Below are 11,847 nucleotides of genomic sequence, written 5' to 3'. Positions count from 1 at the left end.
GCTCGCGTCGCCCTTTCCGTTCCTCAGACCCGAGGACAGGGCCGGTCACGCCCAGCGAAGGGAAGGAAAGGGCTTGAGGCTACCGCAGGCGTCCCGCTCGCCAGGGCCGACGACCGATGGTGGGGCGTCCGGCCTCGATGACGGCGGGGAGACCCTCGCTGAGCGCGCGTTTGAGGAGACCGTTCTGTAGCGCGGTTGTCGTCGAGCGGGTCCTCTCCGGGTGAGGCGGCGGGCCATGCCGGCGATGGCCGCCCAGCGGACGATCGCCTCGGAGACAGCGGGATCGCGTTCGTAGTCGCGGGCCAGACGCTGGCAGGCGGTCAGCCAGGCCAGCGTCCGCTCCACCGCCCACCTGCGCGAGATGACGTTGAACCCGCGCTGGACAGCAGACTTGCGGACGATCTCCATGGTGGTCCACAGCGTGCCCGAGCCCAGTCCACCAGCCGTCCGGCGGAGTGTAAGCGGTCATGAGCAAATCCTGGCTGGCGGCCATGTCGGTCTAGGTAGATGGCCACCTGGTTCCTGGTGGACGGCCAGGAGAAATCCGATGGTCAGCACCATCCTGCCCAACCTCGCCTGGGCTGAGCGCTCCCTCGACTACCACTCTGTGGAGATCACATTCAACCGGCCTCCGAGAGGGCGGACCCACTGTTGTTCCCGGGCGAATCGGTCTACGTCCAAGCGCACGCCGGTCATCGCTTCCACGGTCGCCAGCGCGGTCTCCCACTCAGGGTAAGGAGCGGAGGGTGTCACACCGGCCTGGCCGTCTGTCCGCTTCTGATCGGCAAGAGCGCGTAGGGTCTCCAGGTAAGAATCCAGAGCACGGGGATTTTGGCCCCAGCACCCTGAAGGCTCGGGATAAAGGGTGTCCACCTCGGTGACGAGTTGCCCATCGGCCGCGTAGAACAACCTGTTCGCAGCGTTGATCAAATACCAGAAGCCCCACGCCTGCGCGTTCTCGGTCAGGCGAGCCCAGATGTCGGGGCCGTCGATATAGACGTTGGCCGCCAGCACGATCACGCCGTGGTCGCTCTGTTCCAACACGGCATGTTCCGCCGGTTCCAGCACCATTCGGAGCCCCTCCGCGTTGGGGCCAGAGCCCAGCCGGCGAGCGACATCGGCGACCGTGATGGGTTCCTCACGGCCTCGCACGACCATCCAGAACAGCGCGTCGGTGCTGCCACCCTTCACCCGTTCCAGATCCTTTAGGAGCTCTATGTAGTAGTTGATCATCTCGGGCGTGACCGGACTCATGCGCCTCCTCCTCGATAAGCGAGACGGCAGGATAGCGACCGATCACGACGTTTTTCGATCACGAGGAGGACCCCAACCCCGCCACAATCCCTGCTAGGTATCGCTTTGACGTCAAACCCTGGATGAGGCTGTCGATTTTTCTCTACGCTCCGGGGAACCTCAGCAGATTGAAGACGGAGGAGGCCACGGGCTTGCGGTTCGAGCATCGCGACGCCGAAAACGACGCGAGCATCGTCGACCGCGTGTGGCGCACCCGCAGCGACGCCGAGGACACGATGACGTCGGCAGCGCGCACCTGCTGGCAGCTGATCCTCTCGCGGACGCAGGGACGCCTGCTCGCCGGCCTGCGCGGGCCGGAGACGAGGGCGAGTACCGCACCGGTCCCGCCGGACACCGAGTTCCTCGGGGTCCGGTTCGCACTCGGCACGGTTCTCCGGCCGCATTCCGTGGCCTCGATCATCGACGGGTACGTGCCGTTCCCAGTGACGGACTCAGGCAGGATCGTCATCGGCGGCGAGGACTGGGAGGTGCCGACGTACGAGAACATCGAGCACTTCGTGCGGCGACTGCGGGACGCGGGTCTGCTGGTGCGATCACGCCTCGGGGACGAGGAGCATGTCGCCGAGCATCCCGAGGCCGGCCCGACCGAGCGTACCCGTCAGCGTCGCTACCGCGCGATCACTGGACTATCGCAAACCGCCGTGAGGCAGATCGACCGCGTGAACGCCGCAGCCACGATGTTGCGCGACGGCCACGACTGGCGCACGGTCGTCGAGACGCTCGGGTACTTCGACCAAGCCCACCTCGCACATGCGCTACGTCGTTACGTCGGGCGCACCGCGCGCGAGCTGCGAGCGGGCGATCATGCCGCGATGTCGTTCCTGTACAAGACCCGCCCTCGGCCCGGCAGCTAGCGTCCGCCTGTCGGCCGGCCCTGGCCGGCTGTCCGCGATCCGAATTCCGGAGGAGAACCGTGCTGCTCAGCGTCAACACCTTCGTCAGTCTCGACGGCGTCATGCAAGGACCCGGAGCCGCTGACGAGGACCGCTCCGACGGTTTCGACCGCGGCGGCTGGCTCGTCCCGCACGCCTCGGCGCACACCAACGAGGTCGTCGAGGGCTGGTTCCGTGAGGCCGACGCGTTTCTCTTCGGCCGCACGAGCTACGGCCTGCTCGGCGGGTACTGGCCGAAGGTCACCGAACCTGACGACCTGATCGCCACCAAGCTCAACACGCTGCCGAAGTATGTCGTCAGCTCGACGCTGACCGACGAGGAAGCCGACTGGAGCCCGACGACGGTCCTACGCGGTGATCTGGTCGACGAGGTACGCCGCCTCAAGGAGCTTCCCGGCAAGGAGCTCCAGGTTCACGGAAGCTGGAAGCTCGTGCAGACTCTGCACCAGGCAGGACTCGTCGACATCTACCGGCTACTCCAGTACCCGGTCGTCGTCGGGAGGGGGAAGCGCCTGTTCCCGGACGGATCGACGCCCGCGGCGTTCACAACCGTCGAAGAGTGCTCACGTGTACTGCCTGGCGGCGTCGTCTCGCTGACCCTCAACCCCGCGAGCCTCGGCGCGATCTCCGCAGGCGCGTACATCGTGGACGAGGGGCGCTCGGCGACGGTCATCGACTGACACCGGTGCCCGATCGGCTTCGGGAGACTGATCGCCGGGGCTGATTGTTGCGAACTCCTACGACAGCGTGAGGACGCGGCTCAGCCAAGCAGGTTCTTCGCGGAGGTCCGATCCAAGCCGTCCTCGCTGACGATGTCGAGATGTACAGCCCGTACCAGGCCCGCGTGCACCGCCATCCGTTAGGATACGACTGTATCCATTCGGGAGATGGGGTTACCATGCGCATTCCTGACCGGCCGTCCGCCTTCACCAGCGACTCTGCCCGCGACAGGTACTACGCCATCTATGACCGAGTGCTCGGGGAGCTGTGGCCGGTGCCGGTGGACGCCCTCGACGTGGAGACCCGCGCCGGCACTGTGCGGATCCACCGGGCCGGGCCCGCCGAGGGGGATCCCGTGGTCCTCGTGGCCGGCGCCGGCGGGAATGCACTGTCCTGGTACCGCTACATCGAGCCGCTGGCGCGCACGCGCCCGGTCCTTGCCCTCGACCCGCTCGGCGAGCCAGGTCGCTCGGTCCAGAGGCGGAGGCTCGCGAGCACTGCCGAGGTCGGCGGCTGGCTCACCGACGTACTGGCCGCAGTTGGAGCCGAGCGAGCACATGTGGCGGGCTTCTCTGCCGGCAGCTGGACCTCGGTATGGGCCGCGGCGGAGCAGCAACTCGGCGGGAGCGGCCGGGTCGCGGCGCTGACGCTGGTGGACCCGGGCGGCTTCGCGCCGATAACCGGGCGGTTCATCCGATGGGCCACCCTCTGTGCCATCGCCTCCATGCTTCCTCGTTCGTTGCGACACCGCATGGCAGGCGTCGTAGGCAACGGGGCGCTGCGTGAGGATGGGCTGATCAGGCTGACGCGGGCGGGCGGATGGTCCTTCCGTCGGCACGTGCTCATCCCACCCCCCTACACCGACGAGCAGATACGTGAGGTGTCCGTGCCCGTGCAGGTGTTGCTGGGCGCCAGCAGTGCGCTGCTCGACGCGCGAGCGGTGGCCGCGCGGCTGGCCGACATCGCGCCGTCCTGGCGCGTGGAGATCGTCCCCGGCACCGGACACTCGCTGCCCGTCGAAGCTCCGGACCTGGTCGCCGAGCGTATCCTTACCTTTCCCAGCCAGGCGCGGCCCGGCACAGCAACGCCGAAGCACAGCTAGGAAACCGGCATGCCCAAACAGGTGGATCATGACGAGCGGCGGCGCCAGTTGACCGAGGCGCTGCTGCGCATCGCCAGCACCCGCGGCCTGCAGGCAGTGTCGATGCGTGAGATCGCCGCCGAGGCCGGGGTCTCGCTGCGCGTCGTCCAGTACTACTTCACCAACAAGCAGGCCCTGCTCGAGTCCGGCCTCACCGAGCTTGGCGCTCGCATGGACCGCCGGGTCAAGCAGCGGGCCGCCGCTGCCGCGGGCGAGCTGACACCGCGAGGCGTCTTCACCGCCGTCCTCGACGCGGCCCTGCCCTCCGATGAGCAGAGCCGCCTGGACTCCATGGCCTGGACCGCTTACTACACCGCCGCCCTCACCGACCCGGCGCTCGCCGCCGTCGGGCTCACCCTGCCCAACGCACTGGAAAACTTTCTCACCGTACGGTTGACCGCCGCGCAGCAGGCCGGGGACATCGCCCCCGATCGTGACCCGCGTACCGAAGTGGCCAGCCTTCTGGCTCTCGCCAACGGCCTGACCTCCAGCGTCCTGAGCGGGCAGCGCAGCCACGAGGCCGCCACCAAGATCATCGACTATCATCTGGACCGCCTGTTCGGGCCGGCAGCGGCTTGACCCAGCGGGACCACTACTGACATGCCGCTGCCATGGCACTCCACCGCGGTCGCTGACCTGACGCAATCAGCATGCCGCTATAAGGGGACGAGCTCTATGATCAGTTCGTCCTGATCGTTGAGGCTCGGAGAAGATGTCAATCTCATGCGCCGCGCCATGGTCGTTCTGGGTGTCGTCGCCCTCGCCGTCGGCGCGTTCACCCTCTTCTACCGGGGCCCGGGACAACCGTTCATCCGCGGTTACGTGAGCGACGTCGGCGCCACCATGCTGGTCTACGCGTTCTTGGGGCTGCTGTGGCGTACCACCGCCGCACGCCGGACCCTGGCCACGGCCGCGATCGCCGCCGCCGTCGAGTTCTACCAAATAGTCGGCATGACCCCGCCGGGCATCGGCGGTGTGCTGGTCGGCGCGTTCCCCGACCCATGGGACCTGGTCGCCTATGCCATCGGTGTGGTCGTGGCCCTGGCCTGGGAACGCCGATTGGTCCGATCCGATGATCAGACCGGCTGACTCTCGGACGCCACCCCACCGGCACGCTGGCGGTACGGATGCTCTCACAGCGGCGAGGCCATCGGGAGCGCCGACCCGGAACTCAGTAGTAGGTCACGTTCACGGCCAGGGCGGCCACCGCCAGCGTGAAGAACAGGGACCAGGCGCCGAAGTGGTGGTCACGGGCCCGCAGATGAACGCAGAACGCGCCGAGGAAGTACAACACGAGGCCGGCGGCGGCGAGCAGGCCCAGCAGCGGAACGGCGAACCCGGCCAGCAGTCCCAGCGAGCCCGCCGCCAGCATCACGCCCAGCGGGAGCATCCAGGAACGGGGCACGCCAAGCTGGTCCGCCTGCTTCTTGGGGTATTCATGGCCGATGAAGTTGGCGATGGCGGCCAGGCCGATGACGGCCGAGGCGAGGAGAGTGATCACGAGGTAGACGGCGAACACCATGTCCCCTTGTCCGTGCGAGTGATAGGCCGGTTGCGCACTACACGGACGAGCTGAACTGCCGGGAGCGTGACATGCCCGGCATGTGATGAGAGTCACAGCTCCGTCGGCCGACGCCAGGGATGGTCGGTTGAGCGCCCGCACGATCGGCTCTCACGTCACCCCCCGAAGGATTTATGAGGTCGACCGCTTAGCATGATCACCATGCATCGCAGTCGTGTCTACGCCTTCCTGATCGACACCCCCACGTCGGAGGCCGAGGCGGCGGCCGCCTTCTGGGCCGCGGCGCTGGGGGCCACGGCTCGCTCGCTGCCTTCCGAGGAGCAGTTCATCTCGCTGCACGGCGCTTTGCCCGAGCCCGGCCCGCTCGTGGCCGTGCAGTCGGTCGACGACGCTCCCCGCTTCCATGTGGACGTCGAGACCGACGACGTCGAGGCGGAGACCCGGCGTCTGCTCGCCCTGGGCGCGAGTGAGGTGGCGCGGTGGCAGGAGTGCCGCACCCTGCGCGTCCCCGGCGGTCATCTCATGTGCGTGCTGCCCGTGGAGAGCGACCGCGCGGTGTTCGAGTCCGAGGCCAAGACCTGGCCCTGAGCCTGTCGCTGCTAGACCAGGCGGGTCAGCTCCCGTGCGCGGAAGCGTCTCGACTGCGGATGGCCTGTGAGAGTGCACGAGGCGAACGACCTGCTCAGGGGCCAGGCCGAATATGTGATGCGCGCCGTGCCGGTCGGCCCGTACGGTTGCGCCTATGCCGACGACTGGCTCGCCTCTGTCCGCGTATCCCCCCTTGAACGTGCAGGTGCACACACCTCGGCTGTCCTTGCTCGGAGCGACAGATGAGCTCCTTGAACGCCTGGTCCCGACGGTGCGCAAGGGCGTGGCCATCAAGCCCCCGTGGCCCTTCGACGATCCGATGTCCCTCTATGCGGACAGCCCGGAGCGCGAGTGGGGCTGGCTGCGGGCGGTGTGGCGGGGCCGGGGCCAGGTCAGCGAGAGCCTGTGGCGTCTGTACTTCGTTGTAGTCGTCGACGGCGAACCGGTGGGCATGCAGGATCTGATCGGCCGCGACTTCGCCGCGTTCGGCACGGTCACCACATTCTCCTGGCTCAGCCCGGACGTCCGGGGCGGCGGTCTGGGCAAGGAGATGCGGCAGGCGGTGCTGCAGCTGGCGTTCGACGGGCTCGGGGCCCGTGAGGCGGGCAGCGATGCCTTCGTCGACAACCACGCCTCGAACCGCGTTTCGCAGGCACTGGGTTACGTGCCGAACGGCGTCGACTGGGACACCCGGCGCGGCGAGCCGGCAGAGATCAAGCGGTGGCGGCTGACCCGGGAGCAGTGGATCAAGCGGCGGCGCGACGACATCGAACTCGTCGCCGTCGACGACTGCCTGCCAGTCCTCGGGATTGGCCTACCACCGGCTGACTGACCAACAAACCTTCCAGGGAGAGTGCGACTCCTCCCGTCGGAAGCGCTGATTTGCAAGTTCGCTGATGGGGGCTGTGGCCGGGGTGACGTTCTTCTACCGTGGGGTGGAGGAGGCTGTGACGGTGGGTTCGTTGGTCGCAGAGTTGTAGGCGCGGGAGACTGCGGCTCGTGCTCGGGTGGAGGAGCTGGAGTCCCGGATCGCTGAGTTGACCGCTCGTCTGGAGGTCGAGCGGGTGACGCGGGAGACGGTGACTGAGGTGATCTCGGAGCTCGCGGGGTGGCAGACTTCTTGCACCGCGTGGGCCCTAAGTCTGTTCTTTAACCTTCGGGGTCGCGTTTGTCGGTCAGGGCCGTGGGCCGCTTGTTGACCGTCCCCAGTTCATAGCGGGGAGCGCGGCGCTGGTTGCGGGAGCCAAGCAGTCGTCCAAGGCCGGTTGGCGAAGCGAGACGCTAACATCGCCGAATGCCGAATCCAGCGGAAGTTGAACATGTCGATTTCACGGCAGCCTTGATCGCTGAGGGGCCCGGTGACACGACAGGGTCGCCGACCCGGATCCGGGGAGGCTGGTGCGTTGCCGGGATCGATGACTCTGCGTTGCTGCTCGATGAAGACTTACAGGTAGCCGCACGTTTTGCGCCACCCGATGGAGTAGACCTGACCGGTGCATCCGAGGATGAGGAGATATTCCGCGGGCATGAGTCTGTGGTAAGCGAAGATGGCCGGTGGGCGGCATTCGCGGGTTTCGGGCAAATCGCAGCGGTCGGTGTCGAGGGTGAGATCGTATGGCAGACACGTCATCCCCACATGAGAGATGCATGGTCCGAGTCCTTCCCCGGTGCAGTGGTGTTCCCGGCCGACCGTGATCAGCTCTGGGCATTCGTGCCGGTTCAAGGAGGCAACGATGAGGAGGACGGCGCGGAGTTCCTCGAACGCTGGGTGATCGATCTCGCCGAAGGCCGCGTGCTGTCCCGGATGTACGCCGGATATTTCGAACCAGGCTTGGTGATCCACTCCAGCGGACGCATTCTCGGCACCGGATCGTCCGACGGACACATGCAGTACGGCGATTGGACGCGCTGGACAGACTCGGACGCGGAGGTGATCGCCAAGGCCGACGCGATCCCCGTGGACCTCCACCAGGACCGGAATCGCTGGCTGGCAAGCGAGTTCGGCCGCCCCGTCATCGGCCGGTTCGACGGCGCCGACCCGATCAGGTTCTACGACGTCATGGACGACGATGATCCCTTCGACTACGGCACCGGTTGTTTCGCATCAGAGCACCAAGTACTGGTACCACGCCGACAGCAGCACGAGATCGAGCATGCGTTGCTGGATGTATAAACGCTGCGAGTGGCCGGGCGGATACGCTATCCGGCCCCTTATACGGACGACCAACGAGGCGGAGTTGTCGGCGGTCGGGACGGCACATGGGTGACCAGCGGCGAAAGTCAGCCGCTACGCCGGTGGCGTGTCAAAGCACGGTGACCCTTCTACGACGGGAATCGGATGTTCAAGCATCTATCGCGAGAACGCCGGAGCCCTGACCCCGTGGTGTTGATGCTTTGAACCAAGATCCGCCTCCGGCGGGGACGGTCTCCAGAGTGATTGAGTCCGCGCCGAACGGGATTTTCGTAAGCGGCTGAGGTGGTGGCCTGTTCGTTTCGTCTGCCGCGCCCCTGACAGACGGAATGAACAGGCAGGGCAGCGTGTGACGGGCGCCGCAGGGGGTGTATAACCCTGATCAATAGCTCCTGGTCAGTCGCAGTATGGGGGCGGCCTCCCATGGAAGGGCCGCAGCGCCCCCTGGGTGAGGTCACGGCGTAGGAGGTCTTTGGTGGCTATCCAGGTATCGGTATGTGGGCCGCGTGACTGTACCGAAGATGACCGTCGCAATGCCCGCGACTTGGGTCGCATGCTGGCCGAACGTGGAGCGGTAATGATATGCGGCGGATACACAGGCGTCATGGCGGCGGTCGCCGCGGGTGGAACGGTGGTGGGTATCCTCCCGCGCTGACCGAGAGCACATCAACCCCGACCTGACCTCGTCATTCCTACAGGGATCGGCGAAGCTCGTAATAACGTCATCGTCAACTCGGGTGACGCCGTGATTGTGGTCGGCGGCTCCTGGGGAACGCTTTCCGAATTGGCCTTGGCGATGAGGAGAGGACGAAGCCCCGTTGTCCAGCTCGGAGGTGGCGCATTCAAGATCGCTTTGGGCAACCGATTCCAGGCATTCATTACGCCGATAGTCCTGAACACGCGATCGAGCTGACAGGTTTGTGGCGGTAGATCACGACTGAATGTAGAGCCTGGTTCTGGACGCCGCCGTCGCCACGCACAGTTGCCAGGAGCGACGCATGTTTAGCGAACCAAGGGAGATGGATGCCTGGTTCCGGCGTTGGTGGCTGACTTTTGATCCCGAGGTCACGCACCGGGCCGTATCAGGCCGCTCTCGTAGGCCAGGATGACCAGCTGGACCCTGTCGCGCACGTTCAGCTTGGCGATGGCCCTGGTGATGTGGGTCTTGGCGGTGAGCGGACTGATGACGAGCCGCTCGGCGATCTCATTGTTGGAAAGACCGAGCGCCACGAGCTTGACCGTCTCCAGTTCCCGGACGGTAAGAGCGGCCAATCGCTGCCCCGCGCTGGGCGTGAGGTCCTGCCGGTGGGCGAACTGCTCGATGACGCGGCGGGTCACGCCCGGAGACAGGAGCGCGTCTCCGTCGGCGACGGCGGCGACCGCCCGGCGCAGTTCGGCGGGTTCGACCTCCTTGGTGAGGAAGCCGCTGGCGCCGGCGCGCAGGGCGGCGAAGACGTGTTCGTCGGTGTCGAACGTCGTGAGGATGATGACGCGACAGCTCAGAGTGGTCGAGCCGGTGATGATGCGGCGCGTGGCGGTGATCCCATCGGTGCCGGGCATGCGGATGTCCATGAGGATCACGTCGGGGCGGGTACTCGCGGCCAGCCGTATGGCTTCATCGCCGTCCTGGGCTTCGCCGACGACCGTGATGTCCCGGGAGCGGGCCAGCAGGCTGCGGAAGCCGGCCCGTACGAGTGCCTGGTCGTCGGCGAGGAGCACCTTGATCGTCATGCCGTCGAGCCTGCCACAGGGATGTCGGCCCGCACGGCGAAGCCGCCGCCGGCGATCGGTCCTGCGGTGAGCGCGCCCCCGAGTGCGCTCACTCGCTCGCGCATGCCGGCCAGGCCATGGCCTTCAGCGACCTCGGCGCCGCCTGGGACGTTGCGGCCGTCGTCGGTGATCTCGACGGTGATCGAGCGGGGCTGGTAGTCGATCGTCACCTCGGCCTTGCTCGCTCCCGCGTGCTTGAGCGTGTTGGCGAGGGACTCCTGTACGACACGGTGAATGGCGATGGCGGTAATGGCGGGGACAGCCGCGCGGTCGCCATGCTCGTTGAGGGTCACCTCGAGCCCGGTGGCGCGGGCGTCGGCGATGAGAGTGTCCAGGGAGGCCAGATCCGCCTGGGGCGCGGTGTCAGCGGGGTTGTCGCGCAGGACCGTGATGAGGGAGCGAAGGTCGGCCATCGCCCGGTTCCTGACGTCCTTCGCCAGGCGCAGCGCGGCGGCGGCCGCTGCCGGGTCCTCCTCCAGAGAGTCGGCGGCGACATTGAGCTGCACGCCGACGACGGCCAGCGTGTGGGCGATGACGTCGTGAACCTCGTGCGAGACGCGCAGCCGTTCCTCGGCGGCGTGCACACGGCTGTCGGTTTCGCGCAGCCGCTCGCGCCAGCGCATCGCGGCAACGTAGGTGAGGCCCGCGGCGATGAGGATCGCCAGAAGCAGTCCTTCCCCCGCGACGTGGGTCAGGTACCGGGTCAGGTTCCTGTCCAGGATCCAGCGGGCGTCGACCGCGGAGTAGACCAGTTGGGCCAGGCCGATGGCGGCAACCCAGCGCACACGTGGTGTGGTGGCGGCGGTGAAGTAGGCGACCGCGGCCGGCCAGATCCAACCGGCGGGAGACCCATGTCCGGTGAGGTGATAGACGAAGATCCCGCCGATCGACAGCAGCAGCACGGCCATCGGCCAGCGATGTCTGACCAGCAGGAGCGCTCCGAGAAGCAGCCCGAGGGGAATCGTGCCCCGCCAGGGGGAATGCACCCCGGTGGCGAGGGCTACGGCGACGAAGAAGACCAGGGTGAGGGCAGCGAGCGCGATATCGATGATCCGGGCAAAGTGCCGGACAGGCGCGGGTTCGCGTCGTGCGGGCGGCTCGGCCATGCGGAAACTCTTTCTCGAGGGGCGACGGGTGTTAACGCCGGGCCGGGGCGTACCGGACGGCGTCGGCCAGGTGGTCACATGGGCGACGCCGTCGGGATGTTCGGCTTCCATAGTCGCGTGGACCGGCGGGCTCAAGGACCGCGGAAGCTCTGGATCTGTTTACCAGCCCGGGTGGGAAGGTTCGGATCAGACGTGGGTGACCAGGAGGGCCACGCCTGCCTCGCCGCCACAGTCGACGAATACGGGACCGACGCCGTTACCGATCGTGGGGCGGAGAACCGCCTTCGCCACGAATCCCTGCGAGTTGTCGTCAATGATGCGGATGTTCTCCAGCGTCGGGCGGTCTCTGTCGATCCCAGCGAGCACGGCCTTAAGCTTTTTGCCGCCGCCGCAGTTGCCGGTGATCGTCACCTCCTGGCCTCGCTTGGTAGTGGGATTGGGGCTGACCTGCACCACCGCCCTGGCGCCCTTCGGCGGATTCGGCGCGGCCATCGCAGCGGTGGCCGCGCCGGCCTGGGCACCAGCCGGCACGCCGGCCAATCCCAGCAAACCGGCGGTCAAGCTCAGCCCGGTGATCGCAGTCATCACTCTCTTGCTCATGG

The 11,847-nt window shown here is 67.0% G+C and carries 14 protein-coding genes and 1 pseudogene; 9 read left to right on the top strand and 6 right to left on the bottom strand.

The features are described from left to right. Positions 1 to 45: 45 nt before the first annotated feature. On the bottom strand, positions 46 to 408 hold the full coding sequence (locus ACQP2T_RS43790; RefSeq protein ID WP_433510750.1) for a transposase: 363 nt from the start codon (positions 406 to 408) through the stop codon (positions 46 to 48). Between the two features lie 189 nt (positions 409 to 597). Continuing rightward, positions 598 to 1,254, bottom strand: a complete 657-nt coding sequence (locus ACQP2T_RS43785; RefSeq protein WP_433510749.1) for a hypothetical protein — start codon at positions 1,252 to 1,254, stop codon at positions 598 to 600. 191 nt (positions 1,255 to 1,445) lie between these two features. Between ACQP2T_RS43785 and ACQP2T_RS43780 the strand changes: the two genes are divergently transcribed. From ACQP2T_RS43780 to ACQP2T_RS43760, 5 genes are all read left to right on the top strand, one after another. Next, positions 1,446 to 2,168, top strand: coding sequence for a helix-turn-helix domain-containing protein (locus ACQP2T_RS43780; protein ID WP_433510748.1), 723 nt, complete (start codon positions 1,446 to 1,448; stop codon positions 2,166 to 2,168). A gap of 59 nt (positions 2,169 to 2,227) precedes the next feature. Next, positions 2,228 to 2,887, top strand: coding sequence for a dihydrofolate reductase family protein (locus ACQP2T_RS43775; RefSeq protein ID WP_433510747.1), 660 nt, complete (start codon positions 2,228 to 2,230; stop codon positions 2,885 to 2,887). A gap of 218 nt (positions 2,888 to 3,105) precedes the next feature. Then, entirely contained in the window at positions 3,106 to 4,029 is a 924-nt protein-coding gene (locus ACQP2T_RS43770) for an alpha/beta fold hydrolase (protein ID WP_433510746.1), read from the top strand. 9 nt (positions 4,030 to 4,038) lie between these two features. After that, on the top strand, positions 4,039 to 4,647 hold the full coding sequence (locus ACQP2T_RS43765; RefSeq protein WP_433510745.1) for a TetR/AcrR family transcriptional regulator: 609 nt from the start codon (positions 4,039 to 4,041) through the stop codon (positions 4,645 to 4,647). A 144-nt stretch (positions 4,648 to 4,791) separates the two neighbouring features. After that, positions 4,792 to 5,157: a DUF2809 domain-containing protein gene (locus ACQP2T_RS43760; protein WP_433510744.1), complete on the top strand. Its 366-nt coding sequence runs from the start codon at positions 4,792 to 4,794 to the stop codon at positions 5,155 to 5,157. A gap of 82 nt (positions 5,158 to 5,239) precedes the next feature. Here ACQP2T_RS43760 and ACQP2T_RS43755 read toward each other — a convergent pair whose 3' ends face one another. After that, positions 5,240 to 5,590 (bottom strand): DoxX family protein, encoded by a 351-nt coding sequence (locus ACQP2T_RS43755; RefSeq protein ID WP_433510743.1) that lies wholly within the window; start codon positions 5,588 to 5,590, stop codon positions 5,240 to 5,242. Positions 5,591 to 5,791: 201 nt separating this feature from the next. Between ACQP2T_RS43755 and ACQP2T_RS43750 the strand changes: the two genes are divergently transcribed. The 4 genes and pseudogenes from ACQP2T_RS43750 to ACQP2T_RS43735 all read left to right on the top strand — a co-directional run bounded on the left by ACQP2T_RS43750 (position 5,792) and on the right by ACQP2T_RS43735 (position 9,282). After that, positions 5,792 to 6,178, top strand: a complete 387-nt coding sequence (locus ACQP2T_RS43750; RefSeq protein ID WP_433510742.1) for a VOC family protein — start codon at positions 5,792 to 5,794, stop codon at positions 6,176 to 6,178. Positions 6,179 to 6,332: 154 nt separating this feature from the next. Next, the gene (locus ACQP2T_RS43745) at positions 6,333 to 7,010 is read left to right on the top strand and encodes a GNAT family N-acetyltransferase (protein WP_433510741.1); all 678 of its coding nucleotides are present in this window, start codon (positions 6,333 to 6,335) and stop codon (positions 7,008 to 7,010) included. Positions 7,011 to 7,472: 462 nt separating this feature from the next. Beyond that, a complete protein-coding gene (locus ACQP2T_RS43740) occupies positions 7,473 to 8,351 on the top strand; it encodes a hypothetical protein (RefSeq protein ID WP_433510740.1) in 879 nt (292 codons plus the stop codon). Between the two features lie 466 nt (positions 8,352 to 8,817). After that, a pseudogene (locus ACQP2T_RS43735) lies at positions 8,818 to 9,282 on the top strand (dethiobiotin synthetase). Between the two features lie 152 nt (positions 9,283 to 9,434). Here ACQP2T_RS43735 and ACQP2T_RS43730 read toward each other — a convergent pair. The 3 genes from ACQP2T_RS43730 to ACQP2T_RS43720 form a co-directional block, all read right to left on the bottom strand. Beyond that, the gene (locus ACQP2T_RS43730; protein WP_433510739.1) at positions 9,435 to 10,100 is read right to left on the bottom strand and encodes a response regulator; all 666 of its coding nucleotides are present in this window, start codon (positions 10,098 to 10,100) and stop codon (positions 9,435 to 9,437) included. Further along, positions 10,097 to 11,245: a sensor histidine kinase gene (locus ACQP2T_RS43725; protein ID WP_433510738.1), complete on the bottom strand. Its 1,149-nt coding sequence runs from the start codon at positions 11,243 to 11,245 to the stop codon at positions 10,097 to 10,099. Before ACQP2T_RS43725 ends, ACQP2T_RS43730 begins: the two co-directional genes overlap by 4 nt. Before the next feature lie 186 nt (positions 11,246 to 11,431). Then, on the bottom strand, positions 11,432 to 11,845 hold the full coding sequence (locus ACQP2T_RS43720; RefSeq protein ID WP_433510737.1) for a hypothetical protein: 414 nt from the start codon (positions 11,843 to 11,845) through the stop codon (positions 11,432 to 11,434). Between the last annotated feature and the right edge of the window lie 2 nt (positions 11,846 to 11,847).

The organism is Nonomuraea sp. CA-143628 (assembly GCF_050942315.1).
Taxonomy (GTDB): domain Bacteria; phylum Actinomycetota; class Actinomycetes; order Streptosporangiales; family Streptosporangiaceae; genus Nonomuraea.
This window is presented reverse-complemented; position numbering and strand designations above follow the sequence as displayed.